Raw genomic sequence first — 24053 nt, 5'->3', positions numbered from 1 at the left:
ATGGTAGGCCCGACCGAATTGGAGGATTCCCATGCCCTTGGCCATGAACCGCGAAGTTTTCATCACCGCTGCCGTCACCGGATCGGGCGGCACGCAGGACAAATCTCCGCATGTGCCGCGCAGCCCTGAGCAGATCGCGAAATCGGCGATTGATGCGGCCAAGGCCGGGGCTGCGGTGGTGCATTGCCATGTGCGTGACCCGGAAACCGGCAAGCCTTCGCGCGATCTGGCTTTGTATCGCGAAGTCACCGAGCGTATTCGCGATTCTGGCACAGATGTGGTGCTGAACCTGACGGCGGGCATGGGCGGCGATCTCATGTTCGACGGCACCGAAAAGATGAACCAGATGGCGGGCCATTCCGACATGATCGGGGCCACGGCACGGGTGGCGCATGTGGTGGAATGCCGACCCGAGATTTGCACGCTCGACTGCGGCACGATGAACTTCAACGAGGCCGATTATGTCATGGTCAACACCCCCGGCATGCTGCGGGATATGGCCAAACGCATGACGGCGGCGGGCGTGCGGATTGAGATTGAGGCGTTCGACACCGGCCATCTGTGGCTGGCCAAGGAACTGGCGCGCGAAGGCGTGATCCCGGCGCCGACCTTGGTGCAGCTTTGCATGGGCGTGCCGTGGGGCGCGCCGGATGATCTGAACACCTTCCTCGCGATGGTCAACAACGTCCCCGCCGATTGGCACTGGAGCGCATTTGCGATTGGCCGCAACCAGATGCCCTATGTCGCGGCTTCCGTGCTGGCGGGCGGCAACGTGCGGGTCGGGTTGGAGGATAACCTGTGGCTGGACAAGGGCGTTCTGGCCACCAACGCGCAACTGGTGGAGCGGGCTGTGACGATCATCAGCAACTTGGGCGCGCGGGTGATCACGCCTGCCGAGGTGCGGGCGAAGCTGAAGCTGGAGAAGCGCGCGCCGTTGGCGAAGTAGCTGTCGATGCCTCTCTTGCTGTTGGTGATTGGTCTTCCACTGCTTGTGATGATTGTTGCTGCCTTCGCATCTTGGTTGTTTGCGGGCAGTAAGCAGCGGTGGCTGGTTCTGGCGGCGATTAACTTAGCAATGTTCGTAGTCGTGAAAATCGCACTTCTGCAATACGGACCTGTTAATGAGGCAAATACCGAACTGGGGCCTATCATCCTTATATGGATGATTTTTGGCTGCATTTTCGGGCTCGTCATGGGGCTTGGCGCGCGTGTTTTAGCCTTTGCACTTACATCCGTTTCTGGTCGATGAAATTGAGTGTGATGTAACGGCGTCGATAATGAAATCTCAAAAGATGCAGACGGGAAGTTAGCAATGACCAAAAAAGCAGCAATCATTGGCGGTGGCGTAATCGGCGGCGGATGGGCGGCGCGGTTCTTGCTCAACGGCTGGAACGTCTCGGTGTTCGATCCCGATCCGCAGGCCGAGCGCAAGATCAGCGAAGTGATGGCCAATGCGCGGGCGGCTTTGCCTGCCCTCAGCGATGTGCCGATGCCTGCCGAGGGCAAGCTTTCGTTTGCCTCCACCATCACCGAAGCGGTGGAGGGCGCGCATTACATTCAGGAATCCGTCAGCGAACGGCTCGACCTGAAGCACCGCGTCTTTGCACAGATCCAACAATCGGCAGAACTCGGTACGCCGATCGGCTCCTCAACTTCCGGCTTCAAGCCGTCAGAGTTGCAGGAAAATGCCGCCAACCCGGCCACGATTTTTGTCGCCCACCCGTTCAACCCGGTTTACCTTTTGCCACTGGCCGAGGTGGTGCCCTCGCCGAAATCCGACCCGGCGGTCATTGAGAACGCAAAGAAAATCCTGCGCGAAATCGGCATGTTCCCCCTGCATGTTCGCAAGGAAATCGACGCCCATATCGCCGACCGTTTCCTGGAAGCCGTCTGGCGCGAGGCGCTTTGGCTGGTGAAGGACGGCATCGCCACCACCGAAGAAATCGACGAGGCGATCCGCATGGGCTTTGGTCTGCGTTGGGGCCAGATGGGCTTGTTCGAGACCTATCGCGTCGCGGGTGGCGAGGCCGGGATGAAGCACTTCATGGCACAGTTCGGCCCCTGCCTGACCTGGCCCTGGACCAAGCTGATGGACGTGCCCGAGTTCAACGACGAACTCGTGGACCTGATCGCGGGCCAATCCGATGCGCAATCCGGCCACCATACCATCCGCGAGCTGGAACGTATCCGCGACAGCAACCTGATCGGCTTCCTGCGCGCGCTGAAAGACCGCAACTGGGGCGCGGGCAAGGTGCTGCGCGAGCATGACGAGGCCCGCGCCGTGGCCTTCCACGCCGAAATCGACACCGCCCCGAAAGCCACACCCCTGGTGATGGCGCATATGCAGGTGCTGCCGGGCTGGATCGACTACAACGGCCACATGACCGAAAGCCGTTACTATTTCGCCAACTCCGAAGTGGTCGATGCCTTCCTGCGGCTGATCGGCGCGGGGATGGATTATGTCGCGGCGGGCAATTCCTATTACTCGGCCGAAACCCATATCCGCCATCTCGGCGAGGCCAAGCTGGGTGATCGCCTCACCGGCACCATCCAGATCATCAGCGCTGACGAAAAGCGCTTCCGTTCCTTCGTGCGGATCATGAAGGGCGATGATTGTGTGGCGACCATCGAACAGTTGTGCCTGCATGTATACATGGCCGAGGGGAAATCCGCCCCTGCATCGGCTGAGGTTTGGGCCAAGCTGCGCGCCATCGCTGAGGCACATGCGAGCCTGCCGCAGCCGGAAGGCGCGGGCCGCGCTGTTGGTCAGAAGAAAGGCTAAGCCATGCACTTTGGTCTCTCCGAAGAACAGCAGATGATCGTCGACACCACCCGCGCCTTTGTGGAAAACGAACTTTTCCCGCATGAGGCAGAGGTGGAGCGCACCGGGGTGCTGCGGCGCGAATTGCTGAAAGAACTGGCGCAAAAGGCTGTCGCTGCGGGGCTTTACGCGGCGAACATGCCGGAAGATGTCGGCGGTGCTGGCCTCGATACCCTGACGTGGCTGCTTTACGAAAAGGAACTCGGCAAGGCCAACTATGCGCTGCACTGGAACTGTGTCGCACGGCCTTCCAACATCCTGCTGGCCTGCACGCCGGAACAGCGCGAGAAATATCTGTTCCCCTGCATCCGCGCCGAAAAGCACGATTGTCAGGCGATGACCGAACCCGGTTCGGGCTCGGATTTGCGCAGCATGAAGGCCTTCGCGCGCGCCGATGGCGGCGACTATGTGCTGAACGGCACCAAGCATTTCATCAGCCATGCCGATGTTGCGGATTTCGCGATTGTCTGGGTGGCGACGGGCGAGGAAGACACGCCGCGCGGCCCGAAAAAGCTGATCACCGCGTTTCTGGTCGATAAAGGCACGCCGGGCTTTACCGTGCGCGAGGGCTATCGCAACGTCAGTCACCGCGGCTACAACAACATGATCCTTGAATTTGACGACTGCCGCCTGCCGGCCAGTCAGATTCTGGGCGAGGTCCACAAGGGCTTTGAAGTGGCGGGCAAATGGCTGGGCGCGACGCGGTTGCAAGTGGCCTCGACCTGCCTTGGCCGCGCCGAACGCGCCTTGGGCCATGCGATCTCCTATGCCGCCGAGCGCAAGCAATTCGGCCAGCAGATTGGCAAATTTCAAGGCATCAGCTTCAAACTGGCCGATATGGCTATGGAGTTGAAGGCGGCAGAGCTGCTGACCCGCGAGGCGGCGTGGAAATACGATCAGGGCACCGTAACGGAAGCCGATATGTCGATGGCCAAACTGAAAGCCACCGAAGTGCTGGCGATGATCGCGGATGAGGCGATCCAGATTCACGGCGGCATGGGCTTGATGGATGAATTGCCGCTGGAACGCATCTGGCGCGATGCGCGGGTGGAGCGTATCTGGGAAGGCACATCGGAAATCCAGCGTCATATCATCAGCCGTGAATTGCTGCGGCCGCACGGCGCGTAACGAAAGGCCCGCACGATGTCTGAAACGCCGCGCCCGGTGATCACCCTGTCCTATTGCACGCAATGCAACTGGCTGTTGCGCACGGCGTGGATGGCGCAGGAATTGCTGTCCACGTTCGGGCAGGACATCGCCTCGGTCACGCTGATCCCAGCGACAGGTGGGCTGTTTCAGATCATCCTCGACGGCGAGGTGATCTGGGATCGCAAAGAGCGCGGGGGCTTCCCGGATGTGAAAGTGCTGAAACAGATGGTGCGCGATCGGGTCTGGCCAGAGCGGGACTTGGGTCATATCGACCGCGCCACGAAAGATCAGGGTTAGTGCTTGCCGCAAGCGCCGGGGCGCTGCCCCGGACCCCGGGATATTTAGGAACAGATGAAAGTAACGCGATGTTAACCTCTTTGCGTCAGACTCAGTTTACCGAACAGGCGGGGACGCCGATGACGGTAACGGGTGAAACCCCTCTGCCCGTGTTGGCAGAGGGGCGCCTCCTTGGCCTTTCATCCGTTCATAAATATCCCGGGGTCCGGGGCAGCGCCCCAGCGGCTGATGCAGGGCGGGAGGGTTGGGCATGAAAAACCTCGACCGCCTGCTGCGCCCGAAATCCATCGCCGTTCTGGGCGCGGGTTGGGCGCTGAATGTTATCGAGCAATGCCGCAAGATGGGCTTTGCGGGGGAGATTTGGCCGGTGCATCCGACCAAACCCGAGATTGGCGGCCTGCGCGCCTATCCAAGCCTTGCCGATCTGCCCTCTGCTCCCGATGCCACCTTCATCGGCGTCAATCGTTTTGCCACGGTCGAGGTGGTGGGCCAGCTTGCCGCAATGGGGGCAGGCGGCGCGATCTGTTTTGCCTCTGGCTGGACCGAGGCCGGAGAACCTGAATTGCAGGCCAAGCTGGTGGCAGCGGCGGGCGATATGCCGATCCTTGGGCCGAACTGCTATGGCGTGATCAATTATCTGGACGGCGCGCTGCTCTGGCCCGATCAGCACGGCGGGATTCCGGTGGCGAAGGGCGTGGCTTTGGTCAGCCAGTCTTCCAACATCGTGATCAATCTGGGGATGCAGAAGCGGGCGTTGCCGGTGGCTTATGTTGCCTGCTTGGGCAATGCGGCGGTGGTGGGTTTGGCCGATCTCGCCGGGGCCTTGCTGGATGATCCGCGCGTGACCGCCTTGGGCATGTATATCGAAGGCATCGACGACGCGGCGGCTTTTGCTGCACTTGCCGAGCGTGCGCGGGCGATGGGCAAGGGCGTGGTCTGCATCAAATCCGGCAAGACCGAACTCAGTCGCACGGCGGCGGCCAGCCATACCGCATCGCTTGCGGGCGGCGGTGCGGCGTCGTCGGCCTTCCTGCGACAAATAGGTGTGGCCGAAGTGAACACGCCATCCGAACTGATCGAAACGCTGAAGATCTTCCACACCCACGGCCCGCAAATTGGCACGCGGATTTGCAGCCTGTCATGCTCGGGCGGTGAGGCCGGCTTGGTGGCCGATCTGGCAGCGCCCTATGGCATCGACTTTCCGCCAGTGCCGCAGGCCACGCATGACCGGCTGTTCAACGTGCTGGGTGAGATCCCGACAATCTCTAACCCGCTGGACTATCACACTTTCATCTGGGGCGACGGCCCGAAAACTACCGAGGTTTTCACTGCCATGCTGGAGGCTTACGACGCAGGCCTCTACATCATCGACCCGCCGCGAAATGACCGCTGCGATCCGGCGGGCTATCAGCCGGCGCTGGATGCCATCGTCGCTGCGCAGAAAACCAGCGGCAAGATCGCCTTGCCTGTCGCCTCGATGCCCGAAAACTTCGATGAGCGGCAAGCCATGGTGCTGATGGATCAGGGCGTGGTGACGCTGATGGGGCTGGAGACCGCCTTGGCGGCGGTAAAGGCGGCGCAAACGCCTTCCGGGGTGCACGGCTGGCGGCCCGCCAAGCCGCTGCCGCCGCGCGACAGCCGGATGCTGTCCGAGGCCGAGGGCAAGGCCCTGCTGACGCGCGTCGGGGTGCCGGTGCCGCGCGCGGTGTCGGGGACCTTTGCCGAAGTCGTGGCAGGGGCCTCTGGCCTGACCGCACCGCTCGCGCTGAAGGGTTTGGGTTTCGCCCACAAGACCGAGGCTGGGGCGGTGCGCCTTGGCCTTGCCAGCCTTGACGGTCAGGCCGAAATGCCGGGCGCTACCGGCTATCTGGTCGAAGAAATGGTGACGGGCACGGTGGCCGAAATCCTGCTCGGGCTGCGGCGCGATCCGGTCTATGGCATCAGCCTGACCTTGGGCATGGGCGGGGTGACGGCCGAAGTCCTCGCCGATACCGTCACGCTGATCCTGCCCGCGACCGAGGCGCAAATTCTGCAAGCGCTGCGGGGTTTGCGCCTATGGCCCCTGCTGGACGGCTATCGCGGCCGCGCCAAGGCGGACATGGCTGCGGTGGCGCGGATTGCGGTGGCTTTGGGCGATCTGATGATGGCCGATGCCAGCCTTGAAGAAATTGAAATCAACCCCATCCTCGTGCGTGCCGAAGGTGCTGTCGCGGTGGATGCCTTGGTAAGGATGGCTTGAAAATGGACATGCGCACGGAAGGCCCGATCAAAACCCGCCGCGACGGCGCTATTCTTGAGGTGACGCTGGACGCGCCCAAGGCCAATGCGATCAGCCTGAAAACCAGCCGGGTGATGGGGCAGGTGTTCCGCGATTTCCGCGATGATGACAGCCTGCGGGTCTGCATCTTGCGCGCGCATGGCGAGAAATTCTTCTGCCCCGGTTGGGATTTGAAGGCCGCAGCCGAGGGCGATGCGGTGGATGGCGATTACGGTGTGGGCGGCTTTGGCGGTTTGCAGGAATTGCCGAATCTGAACAAGCCGGTGATCGCGGCGGTGAACGGCATCTGCTGCGGCGGCGGGCTGGAACTGGCGCTGTCCGCCGATCTCATCCTGTGTTCGTCGAACGCCACCTTTGCCTTGCCGGAAATCCGCTCTGGCACCGTCGCAGATGCCGCCAGCATCAAACTGCCCAAGCGCATCCCCTATCATGTGGCGATGGATTTGCTGCTGACGGGCCGCTGGTTTGATGCTGAGGAGGCGCTGCGCTGGGGCATCGTCAAGGAAATCACCACGCCTGCGGATTTGCTGGCAAAGGCCTGGGATCTGGCCCGCCTGCTCGAATCCGGCCCGCCCCTCGTCTATGCCGCGATCAAGGAAGTGGTGCGCGAGGCCGAGAACATGCGCTTCCAGGACGCGCTGAACCGCATCACCAAGCGCCTGCTGCCGACGGTGGATAAGCTGTATTCCTCTGAGGATCAGTTGGAAGGTGCGCGCGCCTTTGCCGAAAAGCGTGATCCGGTGTGGAAGGGCAAATAGCCGTCGCTGGTTGCTGCCCTCAAGCTGGCGAAAGCATCTCCAGCAAATCTGCTTCCTCGTAAAACGGGCGGATTTCGATTTCGGACGGGCCGGGCATCGGATTGGGGCAGCGCGTCACCCAATCCACCGCCTCGGCCATATCCCTGACCTCCCAGATCCAGAAGCCCGCGATCAGTTCATTGGTCGCGGCGAAGGGGCCATCGCTGATCAGGCGGCCGGTGCCATCAAACCGCACCCGCTTGCCTTGCCGTGATGGCTTGAGCCCGCCCATGCTGCGGGTGATGCCCGCTGCATCGAGTTCGGCGTTGAACGCCTCCATCGCTGCCCAAGCCTCGGGCTTTGGCGGCGCACCGGCTTCACTTTCGGGCGTGGCTTTGACGATTACCATGACGCGCATCTGACACCTCCGCTGTTTGGGCCAGCCTAACAGACACCGCGCAATTTGCTGCCCTTAATGCGTGCTGGACAGTTTCATCAGCACCAGCCCGCTGACGATCAGCGCCGCCGCAATCAGGCGCATCGGGGTCGCGGCCTCGCCCAAGGCGATGATGCCAAGGATGAACGCGCCGACCGCGCCGATCCCCGTCCAGATCGTGTAGGCGGTGCCCAAAGGCAGGCTGCGCATCGCCACGGCCAGCAGGCCAAAGCTGGCTGCCATCGTGACCAAGGTGATCACACTGGGGGCAAGCAGCGTGAAACCTTCGGATTTCTTCATGGAATAGGCCCAGACGACTTCCAGCAGTCCGGCGATGATCAGATATATCCAAGCCATATGGCCCTCATCAGCAAACCGGGCCGTCCCGATGCGGTGCAGATGCCGCAGGCCGTCCTGCGCATACCCAATATGCGGTGAGCCGCCCGCCAAGGCAAGACCAACGGCGGCCCGATTGCCGCACAGAAACCGACATATTTTGTCGCGGCTTGGCGCGGGCCCCCGTCATCCCCCCGTTACAAACGCAAGGCCCGCCGGACGCTGCGGCGCGAAGGAGCCGCAGATGCACGACACCGATTACATCATTGTGGGCGCAGGCTCGGCGGGGTCGGTGCTGGCTGAACGGCTGAGCGCCTCGGGCAAGCATAAGGTCGTGGTGCTGGAAGCGGGCGGCACGGATCGGCGGTTTTTCGTGCAATTGCCCTTGGGCTACGGCAAGCTGTTTTACGATCCGGCGGTGAACTGGATGTATCAGACCGCGCCCGATCCGGGGCTGAACGGCCAGCGCGATCACTGGCCGCGCGGCAAGCTGCTCGGCGGTTCGTCCAGCATCAATGCCATGGTCTATATTCGCGGCCACAAGGCGGATTACGACGAATGGGGCGCGGAAAATCCCGGCTGGGGTTGGGACGATTGCCTGTCGGCCTACAAGGCGATGGAAGACACCGAAGCGGGCGGCGATGCGTATCGCGGCAAGGGCGGGCCTTTGTTTGTCAGCGAAAACCGCAAGGGTCTGCACTGGTTGGTTGAAAACTACATCGCGGCCTGCGGGCAGGGTGGTTTGCCGTATAACCGCGATTTCAACGGTGCCGAGCAGGAAGGTGCGGGCACCTATCAGATGACGATCAAGAACGCCCGCCGCAACTCGGCGGCACGGGCGTTTCTGCGGCCCGCGATGAAGCGGTCGAACCTGCAAGTGATCACCCGTGCGCAGGTGACGCGGGTGCTGTTTGACGGCAAGCGCGCGGTGGGGGTGGAGTATCTGCGCGATGGCGTGGCTTGCGCGTTGCGCTGCAACGGCGAAGTGATCCTGTCGGGCGGGGCGATCAACTCGCCGCAACTGCTGCAACTGTCGGGCGTTGGGCCGGGGGCCTTGCTGTCGGGGTTGGGGCTGGCGGTGATGCTGGATAATCCGAACGTGGGGGATCACCTCAGTGATCATCAGGGCATCAATTACACCTGGCGGATGAAGGTTCCGACCTATAACGACCTGCTGCGGCCGTGGTGGGGCAAGCTGTTCGTCGGCGCGCAGTATTTCCTGACCGGCGGCGGGCCTTTGGCCAAGTCGATCAACCACGCGGGCGGATTTTTCCGCACCAGCGCCGATCTGGCCCGCCCGAACATGCAGCTTTATCTGCAGGCTTTCTCCACCCTGCTGCCAAAGGCAGGCGAGCGCCCGCTGCTGACGCCCGACCCATTCCCCGGCCTGTCGATTGGCCTGTCGAACTGCCGCCCAACCTCGCGCGGGCATATCCGCATCCACACGCCCGATGCGCTGGCGCATCCGACCATCACCGCCAATGCGTTTTCCACCGATCACGACGTGGCTGAGATGTTGGCGGCGGTGAAATACCTGCGCCATATCGCGGCGCAGCCAGCCTTGGCCGATCTGATCGCCGAAGAACTGCGCCCCGGCCCTGCGGTGCAAAGCGATGCCGATCTGATCGACGATTTCCGCCAACGCTCTGGCACCGTCTATCACCCCAGTTGCACAGCCCGGATGGGCCGCGATGCCACAACCTCGGTGGTGGATGCGGGCTGCCGGGTGCATGGGCTGCAAGGCCTGCGGGTGATCGACGCCAGCGCGTTTCCGAACCTGATCGCTGGCAACACCAATGCGCCGTCGATGCTGATGGGCTGGAAGGGTGCCGCTGCGGTGCTGGCCGACGCGCGGTGATTTGATCGGGGGCCGCAAATCCGCGCAATCTGCGGTTATCAGACCAAAGTCTGTTCCCGGATGCTGCGACTTGGGTATACTGACAGTCTTGTCACAACCCGGAGTCGTCCATGCGTATCGCCACCAAAGTTTTAGCCAGCGCCCTTGTCCTGTTCGCGGGCGTCGCCATTGCCGAAGTCGAGGCCACCGATCCGGTGGTGATTGCCCAGAAGGATCTGATGAAATCCTTCGGTGGCGCCATGAAAACCCTGGGCGGCATGGCCTCGGGCGAGGTCGCCTTTGACGCCACTGCCGCAGAGGCCGCCAAGGCGACGCTTGTCACCGGCTCGGCAGACATCCATGTGAAATTCGAGAAAGCGGGCAACGACCCAGCCTCGGAAGCCAAGCCGGAAATCTGGACCAACTGGGATGATTTCGTCAAAAAAGCTGATGCGTTGAACGCCGCTGCCACCGCGGTGGACGCGACTTCGGTTGATGGCATCAAGGCTGGCATGGGTGCCGTAGGCGGTGCTTGCAAGGATTGCCACACCACCTACCGCGTCGCGAGCTGATATTCCCTGCATCTGTCAGGTTTTGGGCCGCGGGCATTGCCCTGCGGCCCATGCCATTTCAGCCGCAGCTGACGCGGGTGATCACCTCAGCAGCATTGACCTCGATGTTCAGCCGTTCGGCGGAGTAATCCATCGTCACCGCCATGCCGGGGCGAATGATGCGCACGGTCTTGGCAAAGCGCATGGTTTCCAGTTTTTTCGCGGATTGCCCGACCAAGCCTTGCAAGGCGCTGGCACCACAAGCGTCTTCCATCGGGGCAGGGTCGGGTGCGGGGGCCACGGGTTCAGGCACGCAGGCCATCAGGCCAAGTGGCAACACTAGCAACAGGGCGGCAGAACGCATCGGGGCACCTCTCTGAAAGTCAGCCGCAGGATAGCCGCAGAATCAACTGATCGTTAGTCACTTCTGCATTCAGCCGGTTTGGCACCACCTCATCGGTGATTTCCTGCCCAGGCCACAAAATCCGCAGCGGCCCAACAAGCTGATGATCGGCAAGCAGGGTAAAGGGTTGCCCCACCACATCAATCAGCGCCGCAGCACCACACAGATCAGGCTGCGGTTTCAGCATTTTCGCCACCGGCCCCATCCGCACCTGGCCGCCCATCACGCAGGCCGACAGGCAAACTGCCACCAGCGCCCCCAAAGCCGCACGCCGCATCCCAGACACAACCAAGACCACCATATGCGCGCGCAAACTTTCTACAGATCCTGCCCTGTCATAGCCCGCGCCCCGTCCTGCCAGCAACCACCAATGCGGCAACAGGGCGAAACAGGTCGTTTCCAGCGTTGCAATTTGGCGCGGGCTGGCCCAGTTTGGCGCAAAATAATCCCGCTTACTCACCCTCGGAGGACCCCCATGCGCACCCGTGCAGCCGTCGCCCTTGCCCCTGGCAAACCGCTTGAAGTCATGGAGGTCAACCTCGCCGATCCCAAGGAAGGCGAGGTTCTGGTCGAGATCAAGGCCACCGGCATCTGCCACACCGACGAATTCACCCTGTCGGGTGCCGACCCCGAAGGCTTGTTTCCGGCGATCCTTGGCCATGAAGGCGCGGGCGTTGTCATCGCCGTTGGCCCCGGCGTGAAATCGCTGAAAGTCGGCGATCACGTCATTCCGCTTTACACCCCGGAATGCCGCGAGTGCCCGTCGTGCCTCAGCCAGAAAACCAACCTCTGCACCGCGATCCGGTCCACCCAAGGCCAGGGCCTGATGCCCGACGGCACCAGCCGCTTCAGCATGTTGGATGGCACGCCGATCTATCACTACATGGGCTGCTCGACCTTCGCCAATCACACGGTTGTGCCGGAAATCGCACTGGCCAAAGTGCGCGATGACGCGCCGTTTGACAAGATCTGCTACATTGGCTGCGGTGTGACCACCGGCATCGGCGCTGTGCTGAACACGGCCAAAGTGGAACATGACGCCACCGCCGTGGTGTTCGGTCTGGGCGGCATTGGTCTGAACGTGATTCAGGGCCTGAAGATGGCAGGGGCGCGGATGATCATCGGCGTTGATCTGAATAACGACAAAAAGGAATGGGGCGAGAAGTTCGGGATGACCCACTTCATCAACCCCAAGGAATTGCCCGAGGGCACGTCGGTTGTGCAGGCGATTGTCGATCTGACCAAGACCCCATTCGACAAGATCGGCGGCGCGGATTACTCGTTCGATTGCACCGGCAACGTCAAGGTGATGCGCGATGCGCTGGAATGCACCCATCGCGGTTGGGGTCAGTCGATCATCATCGGCGTGGCCCCTGCGGGGGCGGTGATTGAAACCCGTCCGTTCCAACTGGTGACGGGCCGGGTCTGGAAAGGCACCGCCTTTGGTGGCGCACGTGGCCGCACCGATGTGCCGAAGATCGTCGATTGGTATATGGATGGCCGGATCGAGATCGACAGCCTGATCACCCACATCCTGCCGCTTGAGGATATCAACAAGGGGTTCGATCTGATGCACGCGGGCGAAAGCATCCGCGCCGTCGTGGTTTATTGACCCATGCGCGCGGGGGTGATCCGCATGACCCTCGCCGTGATCGCCACTCTGGCAAGCAGCCTTCCCGTTTTTGCCGACGGGAAGGCGTTTTTGCATCTGGAGTTTGACGCGCGCCGTCTTGATCTGCCGGGTAAGGCGATTGAGACGGTGAACATCATCAAGGATTTCAACAACCAAGACGCGCTTGAGGTGATCGTCACCCCCGATTGGACGCCCGCTTTGGCGACATTCACCGCCGATCCGCAAGGGCGGACGGTGTCGATCTACATTTGCGGCGCGCTGGTGGCCGAACCGGCGCTGCAAAGCCAGATCGGACAGGGTCGGTTCTTTCTGACCGGCGATCCGGCGGTGATCCACAAGGCCGCAAACTATCTGCGCGCAAGGGCATGTGATGCTGTCCCGGGCTCGTAGCAACGCATCCTCTCTCTGGCCCGGAATCAAGGCGCGTAAGCGCCGCCGGGCAGCGCCCGACCGCCCCCTCGGGCGGGCGCTTTGCAGCGGCACCAGCAGAATTCCGGGCGGGAGGGGTTGATCCATAAATCGCCTAGAACTTCTGTGGCTCGCCCACCCGGCGGTCGTGCGCGGCCCTCTGTTCAGCCACTTCTCTCGCCGACACGACCGCCAGCTTGCGGCTATGCTGCGACACTGGCAAACTTCGCTGCAAGTCGAAGCGATCAACGATCACCGTCCGCAACTCGTTGATAAAGACATCTATTCATCCAGTCCCAACTTGGGACCCTGCTCAAAGGCCCGCACATGGCTGCCACCCCCGGTCTGAAGTTTCTGGAAAGCAAGGCCATCGCCTTCACCCTGCATCCCTATGCCTACGATCCCGATGCCGAGGCGGTGGGGCTGGCTGCGGCGGCGGCCTTGGGGTTGGATCCGCATCTGACGCTGAAAACCCTGATGGTCGAGGTCGACGGCGCCCCCGCCTGCTGCGTGATCCCCTCGGACCGGCAGTTGTCGATGAAGCGGGTGGCGGCGGCCTTTGGCGGCAAATCGGCGGCGATGATGGCGGTGCCGAAGGCCGAGAAACTGACCGGCTACAAAGTGGGCGGTATCAGCCCGTTCGGCCAGAAACGTTCTGTGCCAACCGCGATTGAGGCCTCGATTTGCGGCGCGGAGCGGGTGTGGATCAACGCAGGCCAGCGCGGCCTTCTGCTGGGCATCGCGCCGCAAGACGCCAGCGCCAGCCTTGGCGCGCAGGCGGCGGCGCTGATTGCTTGAACCTGCAGCCCCCAGCGGGCAGACTGGCCGGACAAGCGCGGAGGGAATGCGATGAACGGTGCCGAAAGTCTGGTGAAAACCCTGCTCGCCTCGGGGGTTGAGGTCTGCTTTGCCAATCCCGGCACATCCGAGATGCATTTCGTCGCGGCACTGGATCGCCATCCCGAGATGCGCTGCATCCTGTGCCTGTTCGAGGGCGGCGTGTCGGGTGCGGCGGATGGATATTATCGGATGTCGGGGCGGGTGGCGGCGACGCTGCTGCATTTGGCCCCCGGCTTTGGCAATGCTTTTGCCAACCTGCACAACGCCCGCAAGGCGCAGTCTGGCATCGTCAATGTGATGGGCGACCATGCCAGTTATCATCTGAAACACGAAAGCCCATTGAAGGGTGATACCGTAGGGATTTCTCAGGCAATTTCGCACTGGACGCGGGTATCGCAGGATGCGGCTCAGGTCGCGGGCGATGGCGCGGCGGCGGTGCAGGCGGCGCGGGCCGCGAATGGCCAGATCGCCACGCTGATCCTGCCCGCCAATACGGCTTGGGAGGAAGCGGATGCGCCCGCCGTCGCGGCAGCGCCACCTGCGCTGCGCAAGCCTCGGGCCGAGGATGTGGCGGCGGCGGCGCGGGCGCTTTGCCTGCCGGGGGCGGCGCTGATGGTGGATGGCGCGGCACTTTACACCGATTTGGGGCAGGTGGCGGCGCGGATTGCGCAGGCTTCGGGCTGCACGCTGATGGCACCGTTTTTCAGCGCGCGGTCGAGGCGGGGGGCGGGGTCGGTCAGGATGCAGCGGCTGGCGTATGAGGTGGATGTCAATGTTGGTATTCTGGCCGATAAATCCGTGCTGGTGCTGTGCGGCACCCAGCGCCCGACGGCGTTTTTCGCCTATCCCGGCAAGCCCAGCCTGCCGGAGGCACCGGATTGCCGGGTGATCGAGTTGTGTTCCATCGACATGGATTACGCTTGGACGTTGCAGGAGATTGCCAAGGCGCTGGGGGCTTCGGATGATCTGCCGGATGCGGCGTTTCAGCCGTTGGACTTGCCTGCGCTGCCAAGCGGGGCCTTGAGCCTTGAGAAGGTGGGTCAGGCCATCGCACATCTGATGCCAAAGGATTGCGTGGTGGTGAATGAGGCGATTACTTCGGGCGTGCCGGTCGGGCTGCCGATGCTGGGCGCGCGCGGCCATGATGTGCTGGTGACGATGGGCGGGGCGATTGGCCAATGCCTGCCGGCGGCGGTGGGGGCGGCGGTGGCCTGCCCGGATCGCAAGGTGCTGGCTTTGTCGGGCGATGGCTCGGCGATGTATACGCTGCAAAGCCTGTGGACGATGGCGCGCGAGGGTCTGGACGTCTGCGTGGTGATCTTTGCCAACCGGACTTACAAGATTTTGCATGGCGAGTTGATCAATGTCGGCGTGGCGGATGTGGGCCGCAATGTGAACCGGATGTTCGACATGGTGGACCCCAGTCTTGACTGGGTGGCGCTGGCGCAGGGGCATGGCGTGGCTGGGGTGCGGGTGGAAACCGCGGATGGCTTTGTCAGCGCTTTTGCCGCGGCGATGGCGACGCGCGGACCGTCTCTGATTGAGGTGGTGTGCTAAGGCGTCATTCCCAGCTGGGAGGCACTTGTGTGTGTTTTGCACCCGAACACTACATATGGTGTATTTTCTGCGATGAGCGGCGTAAAAAGGGGGTTTCACACCCCCGTCCGCTGCGCGGACTCCCCCGTGGGATATTTGGGCAGAGAGGATGACATTTTTAGATAAGGTTTAGCGAATTGGCTTTGCCAGTTTGCTCTATCGGTTTGCAGGGTTTTCGGGCACACCAAGGGAAAAGCGAGGGCCTTATGTCTGCCAATATGACGACGATTGCCGGGCGCACGCCGCGGCTGGCGGTTTTGATCGACGCCGATAACGTGCCGGCGCGTCATGCGGTGGCGATTCTGGATGAGATTGCCAGCTTTGGCGACCCGTCGCTGCGGCGGGTTTATGGCGATTGGTCGTCACAGGCGTTGACGCAGTGGAAAGAGGCCGCGCGCGATCTGGGGCTGGTGATGCATCAGCAATCGGCCAATACCAAGGGCAAGAACGCCAGCGACATCGGCCTTGTGATCGACGCTATGGATATTCTGCACGCCGGCAAGGTTGATGGCTTTGTGCTGGTCTCATCCGACAGCGATTTCACGCGGCTGGCCAGCCGTATCCGCGAGGATGGTTTGCAGGTGATTGGCATTGGCGAGGCCAAGACGCCGGACAGCTTGCGCAAGGTTTGCAATCGGTTTGTGTTCATCGAGAACATCATCAGCGGGGCCGAGGTTTTGGAGGCCAAGCCAGGCAAGCCCGATGCGGCGCGCGAGCCTGCAGCTGCGGGCAAGCAATCGGCGGCGCAGGCGATTCCGTTGATCAGCGATGCGATGAAAAAGATCGATCCCGATCAGGATGATTACTCGCTGGGGCAGTTGGGGCAGGTTATCACGCAACTGCATCCCGATTTTGACCCGCGCAGCTATGGCTCGGCCAAACTTTCGGATTTGCTGCGCAAAACCGGGCGGTTCGAGGTGTTTCAGGGCCAGAACAATGCGATGAAGGTGCGGGATAAGGCCTGAGCCTTCCCCCGCCGCCCCGGACTTGATCCGGGGCCTCTGCGCTGCCCATGACGCCCCGGCCTGCGCCGGGCGGCGGGGGAATGTTGAAGGCGGGGCGGCGGGCAGAGGGGTTAATCGGCGATTTCTACCGTCGCCCAAGTCTCAAAGCACACGCCATTCGCCAGCGCCATGATGCCGATGGTTGCGCGGCCGCCAAGGCCGATCTCGCGGCCGAACACTTCGACGAACAAGTCTGACATGCCGGATGAGACTTTGTGCACATCCTCATATTCCGGGGTGCAGACCACGAAATTCAGCGTGCGGACGATGCTTTTCACCTTGTCCAGCGACCCCACAGCCTGCCGGATACCGCCCAGCACGTTCAGCCCGGTCTGGCGCGCGGCGGCGTAGCCTTGTTCGGTGGTCAGGTCTTGGCCCAAGCGGCCCTTGTGGGTGATCTGGGTGCCGATTTGCGCGACATGGCCCGACAAGAACAGCAGCGAGCCGATACGATGATAGGGCTTCATCGTGCCATAATCCGCGCCGTAATAACCGATCTTGTCGAAATCCGGCAGATCAAGCCCCATGTGCAGGGCCATGGCTTCGGGTTGCATGTTATCCTCCGATCAGTTTGCAGGCGATTTCCTGGGTGGACTTGGACAGCGCGTCGGTCGGGCCATCGACAATGCCACAGTCAAGCAGGTTGTTTTCATCGGTGATGCGGGCCGAATAGACGTTCACATTGACCATGGGTGCCGCGACATTGCCAATCGGTGCGCCGCCCAGAGAGCCGCCGATGGTCAGGGTTTGCTCATGCGGCCAGACGGTGGCCTCCTCGCCACCCAGATAAAGCTGGCCCATTTCGTTGACTGGCAGAAAGTTTCCGGGCACCGGATCGCCCCAGAAATAGCTGGAGACCACCACCATCTCACCCGCCTCTTGCAGCTTGGTGGCCGAGGCCGCGTCAAAGGTGATGTGGAGGGTCAGGCTGGTTTCCTGCGCCATGACGGGGGTGGCGAGCAGGGCTGTGAGGATTAGGGCTTTCATCGCGGCCTCCGGCAGGTTTGCGGAAACTATTGCGGTGAGGCGGGGGTTTGGCAAGCCTTAGGCCGGATCAATCTGCAACCAGACCCCGCCCTCGGGGCGCAGGGTGAGGATCATCACCGGGTTCGGATCGCGGCCGGGGATGCGGGTGAAGGTGAAGCGCGCGAGCAGCGTGGCGAGGATGATCACCGCTTCTTGCAGGGCAAAGCTGGCCCCGATGCAGATGCGCGGGCCATCGCCGAAGGGCAGGTAGGCAAAGCGGTCGATGGCGCGGGGGTCGGCAAAGCGGGCGGGGTTGAAGGCGTCGGGGTCGTCCCACAGCGCGTGGTGGCGGTGCAGAGCATAGATCGGCAGGATCACGGTATCGCCGGGGCGCACTTCGCGGCCCATCAGCGTGTCGGCGGCCTGTGCGGTGCGCGACAGGAAGGCGGCGGGGGGATACATCCGCAGCGCCTCATCGACGATGCGGCGGGTGAGGGGGAGGTTGGCGATATCGGCCACGGTGGCGGCGCGGTCTCCCAAGGTGGCCTGCGCCTCGGCGCGGGCTTCGGCCTGAATTTCAGGGGCGAAGGCGCAGAGGTAAAGCGCCCACGAGAGCGTCAGCGCTGTGGTCTCATGCCCCGCGACGATGAAGGTCAGCAGGTTGTCGCGCAACTCGGCGGTGGACATCTGGCGTTGGCTGGTGGGGTCTTCGGCCTTCAGCAGCAGGTCGAGCAGATCAGGCGTGGGCTTGGCACCATCGGCGCGGCGCTGGTCGATGGCGGCATCGGCCACGCGTTTCATGTCACGGATGCCGGTGGTGGAGACCATGCGACCGGGGCGGGGCACCCAAGCTGGCGCGCCGAGGATATCCAGCAGCGAGACTTTCGCGGTCTGGCCGATATAGGTTTCAATCGCCTTATGCACCGCCGCACGGTCAAAGCCTGCGCCGCCCGAGAAGGTCACGTCGGAAATCACCTCGAAGGTCGCCGTCACCATTTCGGCAAACATATCTGCGCCGCGCCCAAGGCTGGCCGCGATGCGGGCGGCAGAACGCTCGGCGGCCAGCGTCATCACCGGGGCCAAGGCTGCGACGTTGCGATGGGTGAACACCGGGGCTGCGGCGCGGCGCTGCCACATCCAATGTTCGCCTTCCGCCACGAACAGGCTTTCGCCGATGGCGGGGCCAAGGATCAGCTTTGTCACCATGGATTTCGGATAATCATTCACCCGGTCGCGCAGGATGTGGCGCAGCGCTTCGGGGTCCATCACCATATGCCAGCGTTTGCCGGTGGTGCCCGACAGGATCGGCGCGTGGGTGGCGGCTTCGGGGATCAGCAGCAGCACATTCTGTCGCGCGGCTTTGAGCGAGCCCCAGATGCCAAGCGGGCTGGTGTGAAGCGGCACTTTGACGGGATGGGCGGATGGGGGCATGGGGCGCTCCTTTGCCTGCAAGATAGGGCGGGGTGGGGTTTCGGCAAAGCAGTCATTCCGCCGCATGATGGCGGGGCGCACAAAACGGAATTTGTCTGGTCGGGTGATCTGGCGGAAGGTGCTGCACAGAGCAACCACGCGCCCCGGACTTGATCCGGGGCCTCATGGGCAGCGTAGAGGCCCCGGATCAAGTCCGGGGCGGCGGGGAGTGCGGGGCAGATGGAGGATCAGATGCAGATCGAGCGGATTGCGGCCTTTGCAATGGGCGATCAGGGCGGAAACCCGGCGGGGGTGGTGATTGGCGATGCCTTGCCCGCGCGCGCGGATATGCAGCGCATCGCGCGCGAGGTTGGCTATTCTGAAACCGCCTTTGCCGCACGGGATGGCGATGGCTGGCAGGTGCGCTATTTCGCGCCCGATGCCGAAGTGCCGTTCTGCGGCCATGCCACCATCGCGCTGGGCTGCGCTTTGGGGCAAAGGTTTGGCGCGGGGCGCTATGATCTGCACCTGTCGCAGGCGCGGATTTCGGTGGTGGCAGAGCTTGGCGCGCGGGGCTGGCAGGCGGTGCTGACCTCGCCGCCGACTTGGTCGAAACCGATGCCGCAAGAGTTTCGGGACGCTTTGTTGGGCCATTTTGACCTGGCCGAGGCTGATCTGGACCCAAGCCTTGCGCCGCATCTGGCACATGGCGGCGCGACCCATGCTGTCTTTGCGCTGCCGAGCCGCGAGACACTGGCCGCGATGGACTATGCGTTTGATCCGGTGCGGGCGCTGATGCTGGACGCGGATCTGACCACAATCAGCCTGATCTGGCGGGAAAGCGCCGATGTCTTTGTCAGCCGCAACGCCTTTGCGGTGGGGGGCGTGGTGGAAGACCCCGCCACGGGGGCGGCGGCGGCGGCTTTGGGCGGGTTACTGGTGGATCTGGGTCGGGGTGCCAGCAGCTTTACCATCCGGCAGGGCGAGGATATGGGCGCACCTTCGCTGATACACGTCACTGTGACGGGGCAAAGCGGCGATGGCGTGCGCGTCGCGGGGGCTGCCCGCGTGCTCTAGGTTGCTTTGCGCGCGAAGCCCCGCTATCCCGAAAAGTGGTGCCATGGACCCCAAGGGAATCGTATATGCGTCTGCTTCGTTTGCTTGCTTTCGGATTGGGTCTGACCGCTTTGGCTGCCTGCCAGACCAATGACCTGAAAGAACCACCAGCGCCCTTGGGCAATTTCCGTTTGGGTCTGAATATTGCCGTTGCCGATAACGTGCAGAAAGTGCCGATTTCGCGCGAGGCGAGCAAGGAAGACTGGGAGGCTGCGCTGAAAAAAGCCGTGGCAGACCGTTTTGGCCGCTATGAGGGCGACAAGCTTTACAACATAGGCATCGCGATTGACGCCTATGCGCTGGCACCTCCGGGTGTGCCGCTGGTGGTTTCGCCGAAATCTGTGCTGGTGATCACCGCCAACATCTGGGATGACGCCGCGCGCAAAAAGCTGAACCCCGAAGGCAAACAGCTGACCATTTTCGAGCATATGTCGGCAGAGACGATGATCGGATCTGGCCTGACGCAGAACAAGAAAAAGCAGATGGAGATTTTGTCGTATAACGCGGCGAAGTCAGTTGAAAAATGGCTGCTGGAAAACCCCGAATGGTTTGGCCTGCCGCCGAAAGGCAAAACGGCTGCGACCACACCTGCTGCGACCACACCCGCTGCGACGACTCCGCCAGTGGCAACGCCTGCGGTGACGGCTCCTGCCGTGACAGCGCCCGCTGCTCCGCCAGCGCCGGTTGTCCCCGCGACACCAGCACCGGCACCGACCAAGAAAAAGCCGGTGATCATTCTGCCAGTGCCCAGCAAGACTGTCCCCAGAACCGGAACCCCGTGATCATGCGTCTTTATGTTGCCTTGATGAGTATTCTTGCCCTGTTGGGCTGCACCCCGCATATGCTGGAAGATCAGGCCGCCGCCAATCTGATCGTGCGCAATGTGACGGTCGACACCTCGGCGATCAGCGGTGTGGCCGGGCGCAAGATGGCGTTTGATGTGCCGCCCTCCCAGATCAACGCCGATCTGACGCAGGCGCTGCGGCGTAAACTGCGGGCCACGCCGCAGGGCAATGCCGATGTGACGGTGGTGGTGACGCAGGTGCGGCTGATGTCGCGGATGCAGGAATTGATGTTGGGCGGGGCAAGCTATGTGCGCGGCACGCTGAGCGTCACCGACGCGGCGACGGGGCGGCAGATCGTGGCGCCGACCTCGATTCTGGCCACCTCGCAGCGGTTCCGGGTGGGTGGGCCGATTGGGGCGGCGGTGGCCCCCACTGCGGAACACGACTACCAGCAAACCATTGAAGGCTTTGTGATGAATGTGCTGGTGCGGCTATCACCCAGCCGCAATGTCACCGTGGCACCCGACAGCCCGGCGGTGAGGGCCGGGCGGGCACAGGTCGCCCCCTGAACGCACGCCGTAGATTTCGCAGCAAGCGGCCGCATCCGCGCTCGGCCCCTTGATTTTCCTTTGCCAGACGGTTATCTGCCCGCCCGTGTAGATAGGGTTCGATTCCGGGCCCGCGAAAGATAGGGCGCCCCGACCATGGCAAAGGCAAAGTTTGAACGGAACAAACCGCACGTCAACATCGGCACGATTGGCCACGTTGACCACGGCAAGACCACTCTGACGGCAGCGATCACCAAGTATTTTGGTGAATTCCGCGCCTACGACCAAATCGACGGCGCGCCGGAAGAGCGTGCACGTGGGATCACGATTTCGACCGCGCACGTCGAATATGAAACCGAAAACCGCCACTACGCCCACGTCGACTGCCCCGGCCACGCTGACTATGTGAAGAACATGATCACCGGTGCGGCTCAGATGGACGGCGCGATCCTCGTGTGCGCAGCCTCCGACGGCCCGATGCCGCAGACCCGCGAGCACATCCTGCTTGGCCGCCAGGTGGGTATCCCCTACATGGTCTGCTACATGAACAAGGTCGACCTGGTTGACGACGAAGAGCTGATCGAACTGGTGGAAATGGAACTGCGCGAGCTGTTCTCGTCCTACGAATACCCGGGCGACGACATTCCGATCATCAAAGGCTCGGCCCACCAAGCCATGATCGGCGAGCGGAAAGACATCGGCGAGGATTCGATCCGCGCGCTGATGGCTGCCGTTGACAGCTACATCCCGACCCCGGCACGCGCTGTGGATCAGCCGTTCCTGATGCCGATCGAAGACGTGTTCTCGATCTCGGGCCGTGGCACGGTTGTGACCGGTCGTATCGAGCGCGGCGTGATCAACGTCGGCGACGAAGTTGAAATCGTTGGCATCCGTGACACCAAGAAGTCGGTCTGCACCGGCGTCGAGATGTTCCGCAAGCTGCTGGACCGTGGTGAAGCTGGCGACAACGTCGGCGTGCTGCTGCGCGGTATCGACCGTGAAGGCGTTGAGCGCGGCCAAGTGCTGTGCAAGCCGAAGTCGGTGAACCCGCACACCAAGTTCGAGGCAGAAGCCTACATTCTGACCAAGGAAGAAGGCGGCCGTCACACCCCGTTCTTCGCGAACTACCGTCCGCAATTCTACTTCCGCACCACCGACGTGACCGGCACGGTCGAGCTGCCGGCTGGCACCGAAATGGTGATGCCGGGCGACAACCTGAAGTTCAACGTCGAACTGATCGCCCCGATCGCGATGGAAGAAAAACTGCGCTTCGCCATCCGCGAAGGCGGCCGCACCGTCGGCGCAGGCGTCGTGTCGAAAATCATCAAGTGATGATCTGAGACGCGCAAACCGTCGCGTGTCGAAAATCATCAAGTCAGTTTGACGCAACCTTGCGTCACTCTATCTGAAAGGGCCGTGCCGCAAGGCGCGGCCCTTTTACATTCGGGGTGCCGGCCCCGTTGACGACTCTGCCGCCAATGCCTTAGCCTGACTGGGGGAGAACAAGCCGATGTGCCAGATTTTCGCCGGGCAAAGCCCGACCCGTTACGAATCAATCACCCGCCGCCTGCGGCTGAACGGGCAATCGACCAGCATCCGGCTGGAACGGGCGTTTTGGCGGATCCTGGATGCGATGGCGGAAAAGCAGGGCATGACCACGCCGCTTTTGTTGTCAAAACTGCATTCCGAAGTGCTGCAATTGCATGGCGAGGCGCCGAACTTCACCTCTTTCCTGCGCTGTGCCTGCACCATTCATCTGGGCGAGTTGGACCAGATGCCAGATCAGGTGCAGCCGCGTTTTGCCGCCGAGTAGCAATAAAATTTCGCTGTAGTAGTCCGCTACTACCCCGAAAATAAATTGGTTCAGTAATCTTACCAAAACCTAAGGGGGTTGAGGAGAGATTATGGCCAAGGCGATACATTCGATGATCCGCGTGCTGAACGAGGCGCGCTCGGTTGCGTTTTACCAGACGGCCTTTGGGCTATCGGTGGCGGATCGGCTGGATTTTACCGGCTTCACCTTGATCTACATGTCAAACCCCGAGACCGGGTTTGAGGTGGAACTGACCGTCAACAAGGATCGGACGGAACCCTACAATCTGGGCGACGGCTACGGCCATCTGGCGTTTTCGGTGGATGATCTGGACGCAGAACACGCGCGGCTGACGGCGGCGGGGTTGGCCCCGCGCAAGCTGGTGGATTTCAAGAACGGCGATGTGCTGGTGGCGCGGTTCTTCTTCATCGCCGACCCCGACGGCTACCAGATCGAGGTTTTGCAGCGCGGCGGCAGGTATCTGTGACGCGCTGAGGCTTCGCCAAGGCTGCGGGGGGAGTTCGCGGCCATTACGCACTCAAGGGAGGATAACATGAAACAAGAACACCTGAAGGGCATCACCCGGCGTGCGCTGTTGTCGCGCACAATGGCGACTTGGGCGCTGGCTGTCTCGGGCGCGGGCTTTATCGCCGCCCCCGACGCGGCTTGGGCGCTGGAGGTTTCGGTGATCACGCCGGAGCAGATGGCGACGCTGCTGCAAATGGCGCGCGATATCTATCCGCATGACCAGGTGGCTGACCAATACTACGCCATCGCCGTCAAGGGCTATGACTCGGCCGAGAGCAAAGACATGGTTGCCGCCGGGATTGATGAGTTGAACGCGGCGGCGGTGGCGCAGGGCCATGCGTCATACCTTGCGATTGGGTGGGAGAAAGACCGCGTCAAGGTGCTGCAGGCCATCGAAAGCGGCGCGTTCTTTCAGACCGTGCGGGCTGGCCTTGTGACCGGGCTTTATAACCAGAAAGAGATCTGGCCGATCTTTGGCTATGAGGGCGAGTCCTTCAGCCAGGGCGGCTATATCGACCGCGGCTTCAACGACATCGCTTGGCTGTAAGGGGAGGACGAACA

At 62.4% G+C, this 24053-nt stretch carries 28 protein-coding genes; 21 read left to right on the top strand and 7 right to left on the bottom strand.

Translation table 11 applies throughout. The annotated features are described in order from the left end of the window. Window positions 1-31 precede the first annotated feature (31 nt). The 7 genes from ACFOGH_RS11645 (at window position 32) to ACFOGH_RS11615 (ending at window position 7303) form a co-directional block, all read left to right on the top strand. Entirely contained in the window at window positions 32-946 is a 915-nt protein-coding gene (locus ACFOGH_RS11645) for a BKACE family enzyme (RefSeq protein WP_380073234.1), read from the top strand. Between the two features lie 6 nt (window positions 947-952). Further along, the gene (locus ACFOGH_RS11640) at window positions 953-1249 is read left to right on the top strand and encodes a hypothetical protein (RefSeq protein WP_380073233.1); all 297 of its coding nucleotides are present in this window, start codon (window positions 953-955) and stop codon (window positions 1247-1249) included. Between the two features lie 63 nt (window positions 1250-1312). Beyond that, entirely contained in the window at window positions 1313-2782 is a 1470-nt protein-coding gene (locus ACFOGH_RS11635; protein WP_380073232.1) for a carnitine 3-dehydrogenase, read from the top strand. A 3-nt stretch (window positions 2783-2785) separates the two neighbouring features. Continuing rightward, window positions 2786-3949, top strand: a complete 1164-nt coding sequence (locus ACFOGH_RS11630) for an acyl-CoA dehydrogenase family protein (protein WP_380073231.1) — start codon at window positions 2786-2788, stop codon at window positions 3947-3949. A 15-nt stretch (window positions 3950-3964) separates the two neighbouring features. Beyond that, window positions 3965-4267, top strand: a complete 303-nt coding sequence (locus tag ACFOGH_RS11625; RefSeq protein WP_380073230.1) for a SelT/SelW/SelH family protein — start codon at window positions 3965-3967, stop codon at window positions 4265-4267. A gap of 250 nt (window positions 4268-4517) precedes the next feature. After that, window positions 4518-6506, top strand: a complete 1989-nt coding sequence (locus tag ACFOGH_RS11620; protein WP_380073229.1) for an acetate--CoA ligase family protein — start codon at window positions 4518-4520, stop codon at window positions 6504-6506. Between the two features lie 2 nt (window positions 6507-6508). Further along, on the top strand, window positions 6509-7303 hold the full coding sequence (locus ACFOGH_RS11615; RefSeq protein ID WP_380073228.1) for a carnitinyl-CoA dehydratase: 795 nt from the start codon (window positions 6509-6511) through the stop codon (window positions 7301-7303). Window positions 7304-7322: 19 nt separating this feature from the next. Here the strand turns inward: ACFOGH_RS11615 and ACFOGH_RS11610 are convergent, their stop codons facing one another. Both ACFOGH_RS11610 and sugE read right to left on the bottom strand, forming a co-directional pair. Continuing rightward, window positions 7323-7700 carry a YciI family protein gene (locus tag ACFOGH_RS11610; protein ID WP_380073227.1) on the bottom strand — a complete coding sequence of 126 codons (378 nt, stop codon included), beginning with the start codon at window positions 7698-7700 and terminating at the stop codon, window positions 7323-7325. Window positions 7701-7754: 54 nt separating this feature from the next. Next, a complete protein-coding gene (sugE, locus tag ACFOGH_RS11605; RefSeq protein ID WP_380073226.1) occupies window positions 7755-8075 on the bottom strand; it encodes a quaternary ammonium compound efflux SMR transporter SugE in 321 nt (106 codons plus the stop codon). Between the two features lie 223 nt (window positions 8076-8298). Here sugE and ACFOGH_RS11600 point away from each other — a divergent pair, with 223 nt between their 5' ends. Both ACFOGH_RS11600 and ACFOGH_RS11595 read left to right on the top strand, forming a co-directional pair. Next, window positions 8299-9912: a GMC family oxidoreductase gene (locus ACFOGH_RS11600; protein WP_380073225.1), complete on the top strand. Its 1614-nt coding sequence runs from the start codon at window positions 8299-8301 to the stop codon at window positions 9910-9912. A 110-nt stretch (window positions 9913-10022) separates the two neighbouring features. Next, window positions 10023-10463, top strand: coding sequence for a c-type cytochrome (locus ACFOGH_RS11595; protein WP_380073224.1), 441 nt, complete (start codon window positions 10023-10025; stop codon window positions 10461-10463). A gap of 58 nt (window positions 10464-10521) precedes the next feature. Here ACFOGH_RS11595 and ACFOGH_RS11590 read toward each other — a convergent pair whose 3' ends face one another. Both ACFOGH_RS11590 and ACFOGH_RS11585 read right to left on the bottom strand, forming a co-directional pair. After that, the gene (locus ACFOGH_RS11590; protein WP_380073223.1) at window positions 10522-10806 is read right to left on the bottom strand and encodes an I78 family peptidase inhibitor; all 285 of its coding nucleotides are present in this window, start codon (window positions 10804-10806) and stop codon (window positions 10522-10524) included. 19 nt (window positions 10807-10825) lie between these two features. Next, window positions 10826-11146, bottom strand: a complete 321-nt coding sequence (locus ACFOGH_RS11585) for an I78 family peptidase inhibitor (protein WP_380073222.1) — start codon at window positions 11144-11146, stop codon at window positions 10826-10828. A 174-nt stretch (window positions 11147-11320) separates the two neighbouring features. Between ACFOGH_RS11585 and ACFOGH_RS11580 the strand changes: the two genes are divergently transcribed. The 5 genes from ACFOGH_RS11580 (at window position 11321) to ACFOGH_RS11560 (ending at window position 16287) form a co-directional block, all read left to right on the top strand. Further along, on the top strand, window positions 11321-12457 hold the full coding sequence (locus ACFOGH_RS11580; protein ID WP_380073221.1) for an S-(hydroxymethyl)glutathione dehydrogenase/class III alcohol dehydrogenase: 1137 nt from the start codon (window positions 11321-11323) through the stop codon (window positions 12455-12457). 24 nt (window positions 12458-12481) lie between these two features. Beyond that, the gene (locus tag ACFOGH_RS11575) at window positions 12482-12868 is read left to right on the top strand and encodes a hypothetical protein (protein WP_380073220.1); all 387 of its coding nucleotides are present in this window, start codon (window positions 12482-12484) and stop codon (window positions 12866-12868) included. 345 nt (window positions 12869-13213) lie between these two features. Next, complete coding sequence (gene ybaK / locus ACFOGH_RS11570; protein WP_380073219.1) at window positions 13214-13684, top strand: Cys-tRNA(Pro) deacylase; 471 nt, start codon at window positions 13214-13216, stop codon at window positions 13682-13684. Between the two features lie 51 nt (window positions 13685-13735). Further along, window positions 13736-15283 (top strand): acetolactate synthase large subunit, encoded by a 1548-nt coding sequence (locus tag ACFOGH_RS11565; protein ID WP_380073218.1) that lies wholly within the window; start codon window positions 13736-13738, stop codon window positions 15281-15283. Between the two features lie 245 nt (window positions 15284-15528). Beyond that, on the top strand, window positions 15529-16287 hold the full coding sequence (locus tag ACFOGH_RS11560) for an NYN domain-containing protein (RefSeq protein ID WP_380073217.1): 759 nt from the start codon (window positions 15529-15531) through the stop codon (window positions 16285-16287). A 110-nt stretch (window positions 16288-16397) separates the two neighbouring features. Here ACFOGH_RS11560 and ACFOGH_RS11555 read toward each other — a convergent pair whose 3' ends face one another. From ACFOGH_RS11555 to ACFOGH_RS11545, 3 genes are read right to left on the bottom strand one after another with little or no spacing between them, the layout of a single operon-like run. Then, complete coding sequence (locus ACFOGH_RS11555; RefSeq protein ID WP_380073216.1) at window positions 16398-16880, bottom strand: RidA family protein; 483 nt, start codon at window positions 16878-16880, stop codon at window positions 16398-16400. Window position 16881: 1 nt separating this feature from the next. Beyond that, entirely contained in the window at window positions 16882-17313 is a 432-nt protein-coding gene (locus ACFOGH_RS11550; RefSeq protein WP_380073215.1) for a hypothetical protein, read from the bottom strand. Between the two features lie 57 nt (window positions 17314-17370). Next, on the bottom strand, window positions 17371-18723 hold the full coding sequence (locus ACFOGH_RS11545; protein ID WP_380073214.1) for a cytochrome P450: 1353 nt from the start codon (window positions 18721-18723) through the stop codon (window positions 17371-17373). A 219-nt stretch (window positions 18724-18942) separates the two neighbouring features. On the opposite strand from ACFOGH_RS11545, the gene ACFOGH_RS11540 reads away from it, so the two are divergent. The 7 genes from ACFOGH_RS11540 to ACFOGH_RS11510 all read left to right on the top strand — a co-directional run bounded on the left by ACFOGH_RS11540 (window position 18943) and on the right by ACFOGH_RS11510 (window position 24039). After that, window positions 18943-19779, top strand: a complete 837-nt coding sequence (locus ACFOGH_RS11540) for a PhzF family phenazine biosynthesis protein (RefSeq protein WP_380073213.1) — start codon at window positions 18943-18945, stop codon at window positions 19777-19779. 65 nt (window positions 19780-19844) lie between these two features. Then, window positions 19845-20600: a hypothetical protein gene (locus ACFOGH_RS11535; RefSeq protein WP_380073212.1), complete on the top strand. Its 756-nt coding sequence runs from the start codon at window positions 19845-19847 to the stop codon at window positions 20598-20600. A 23-nt stretch (window positions 20601-20623) separates the two neighbouring features. After that, window positions 20624-21172, top strand: a complete 549-nt coding sequence (locus ACFOGH_RS11530) for a hypothetical protein (protein WP_380073211.1) — start codon at window positions 20624-20626, stop codon at window positions 21170-21172. A gap of 135 nt (window positions 21173-21307) precedes the next feature. Further along, entirely contained in the window at window positions 21308-22483 is a 1176-nt protein-coding gene (tuf, locus tag ACFOGH_RS11525) for an elongation factor Tu (protein WP_380073181.1), read from the top strand. A 178-nt stretch (window positions 22484-22661) separates the two neighbouring features. Beyond that, entirely contained in the window at window positions 22662-22964 is a 303-nt protein-coding gene (locus ACFOGH_RS11520; protein WP_380073210.1) for a ribbon-helix-helix domain-containing protein, read from the top strand. Between the two features lie 91 nt (window positions 22965-23055). After that, window positions 23056-23451, top strand: coding sequence for a VOC family protein (locus ACFOGH_RS11515; RefSeq protein WP_380073209.1), 396 nt, complete (start codon window positions 23056-23058; stop codon window positions 23449-23451). 66 nt (window positions 23452-23517) lie between these two features. After that, entirely contained in the window at window positions 23518-24039 is a 522-nt protein-coding gene (locus tag ACFOGH_RS11510) for a Twin-arginine translocation pathway signal (protein ID WP_380073208.1), read from the top strand. Window positions 24040-24053: the final 14 nt, after the last annotated feature.

Origin of the sequence: Cypionkella sinensis (assembly GCF_042646385.1) — a bacterium.
GTDB lineage: Bacteria > Pseudomonadota > Alphaproteobacteria > Rhodobacterales > Rhodobacteraceae > Cypionkella > Cypionkella sinensis.
This window is presented reverse-complemented; position numbering and strand designations above follow the sequence as displayed.

Excerpts from the sequence above, each read along its gene's own strand:
- ACFOGH_RS11610 (WP_380073227.1), bottom strand. The coding sequence starts at position 7,700 with ATGCGCGTCATGGTAATCGTCAAAGCCACGCCCGAAAGTGAAGCCGGT.
- ACFOGH_RS11545 (WP_380073214.1), bottom strand. The coding sequence starts at position 18,723 with ATGCCCCCATCCGCCCATCCCGTCAAAGTGCCGCTTCACACCAGCCCG.
- ACFOGH_RS11535 (WP_380073212.1), top strand. The coding sequence starts at position 19,845 with ATGCGTCTGCTTCGTTTGCTTGCTTTCGGATTGGGTCTGACCGCTTTG.
- ACFOGH_RS11530 (WP_380073211.1), top strand. The coding sequence starts at position 20,624 with ATGAGTATTCTTGCCCTGTTGGGCTGCACCCCGCATATGCTGGAAGAT.
- ACFOGH_RS11620 (WP_380073229.1), top strand. The coding sequence starts at position 4,518 with ATGAAAAACCTCGACCGCCTGCTGCGCCCGAAATCCATCGCCGTTCTG.
- ACFOGH_RS11595 (WP_380073224.1), top strand. The coding sequence starts at position 10,023 with ATGCGTATCGCCACCAAAGTTTTAGCCAGCGCCCTTGTCCTGTTCGCG.
- ACFOGH_RS11615 (WP_380073228.1), top strand. The coding sequence starts at position 6,509 with ATGGACATGCGCACGGAAGGCCCGATCAAAACCCGCCGCGACGGCGCT.
- ACFOGH_RS11520 (WP_380073210.1), top strand. The coding sequence starts at position 22,662 with ATGTGCCAGATTTTCGCCGGGCAAAGCCCGACCCGTTACGAATCAATC.
- ybaK (WP_380073219.1), top strand. The coding sequence starts at position 13,214 with ATGGCTGCCACCCCCGGTCTGAAGTTTCTGGAAAGCAAGGCCATCGCC.
- ACFOGH_RS11585 (WP_380073222.1), bottom strand. The coding sequence starts at position 11,146 with ATGGTGGTCTTGGTTGTGTCTGGGATGCGGCGTGCGGCTTTGGGGGCG.
- ACFOGH_RS11555 (WP_380073216.1), bottom strand. The coding sequence starts at position 16,880 with ATGCAACCCGAAGCCATGGCCCTGCACATGGGGCTTGATCTGCCGGAT.
- ACFOGH_RS11550 (WP_380073215.1), bottom strand. The coding sequence starts at position 17,313 with ATGAAAGCCCTAATCCTCACAGCCCTGCTCGCCACCCCCGTCATGGCG.
- ACFOGH_RS11510 (WP_380073208.1), top strand. The coding sequence starts at position 23,518 with ATGAAACAAGAACACCTGAAGGGCATCACCCGGCGTGCGCTGTTGTCG.
- ACFOGH_RS11580 (WP_380073221.1), top strand. The coding sequence starts at position 11,321 with ATGCGCACCCGTGCAGCCGTCGCCCTTGCCCCTGGCAAACCGCTTGAA.
- sugE (WP_380073226.1), bottom strand. The coding sequence starts at position 8,075 with ATGGCTTGGATATATCTGATCATCGCCGGACTGCTGGAAGTCGTCTGG.
- ACFOGH_RS11590 (WP_380073223.1), bottom strand. The coding sequence starts at position 10,806 with ATGCGTTCTGCCGCCCTGTTGCTAGTGTTGCCACTTGGCCTGATGGCC.
- ACFOGH_RS11630 (WP_380073231.1), top strand. The coding sequence starts at position 2,786 with ATGCACTTTGGTCTCTCCGAAGAACAGCAGATGATCGTCGACACCACC.
- ACFOGH_RS11600 (WP_380073225.1), top strand. The coding sequence starts at position 8,299 with ATGCACGACACCGATTACATCATTGTGGGCGCAGGCTCGGCGGGGTCG.
- ACFOGH_RS11635 (WP_380073232.1), top strand. The coding sequence starts at position 1,313 with ATGACCAAAAAAGCAGCAATCATTGGCGGTGGCGTAATCGGCGGCGGA.
- ACFOGH_RS11640 (WP_380073233.1), top strand. The coding sequence starts at position 953 with ATGCCTCTCTTGCTGTTGGTGATTGGTCTTCCACTGCTTGTGATGATT.
- tuf (WP_380073181.1), top strand. The coding sequence starts at position 21,308 with ATGGCAAAGGCAAAGTTTGAACGGAACAAACCGCACGTCAACATCGGC.
- ACFOGH_RS11560 (WP_380073217.1), top strand. The coding sequence starts at position 15,529 with ATGTCTGCCAATATGACGACGATTGCCGGGCGCACGCCGCGGCTGGCG.
- ACFOGH_RS11625 (WP_380073230.1), top strand. The coding sequence starts at position 3,965 with ATGTCTGAAACGCCGCGCCCGGTGATCACCCTGTCCTATTGCACGCAA.
- ACFOGH_RS11540 (WP_380073213.1), top strand. The coding sequence starts at position 18,943 with ATGGAGGATCAGATGCAGATCGAGCGGATTGCGGCCTTTGCAATGGGC.
- ACFOGH_RS11515 (WP_380073209.1), top strand. The coding sequence starts at position 23,056 with ATGGCCAAGGCGATACATTCGATGATCCGCGTGCTGAACGAGGCGCGC.
- ACFOGH_RS11565 (WP_380073218.1), top strand. The coding sequence starts at position 13,736 with ATGAACGGTGCCGAAAGTCTGGTGAAAACCCTGCTCGCCTCGGGGGTT.
- ACFOGH_RS11575 (WP_380073220.1), top strand. The coding sequence starts at position 12,482 with ATGACCCTCGCCGTGATCGCCACTCTGGCAAGCAGCCTTCCCGTTTTT.
- ACFOGH_RS11645 (WP_380073234.1), top strand. The coding sequence starts at position 32 with ATGCCCTTGGCCATGAACCGCGAAGTTTTCATCACCGCTGCCGTCACC.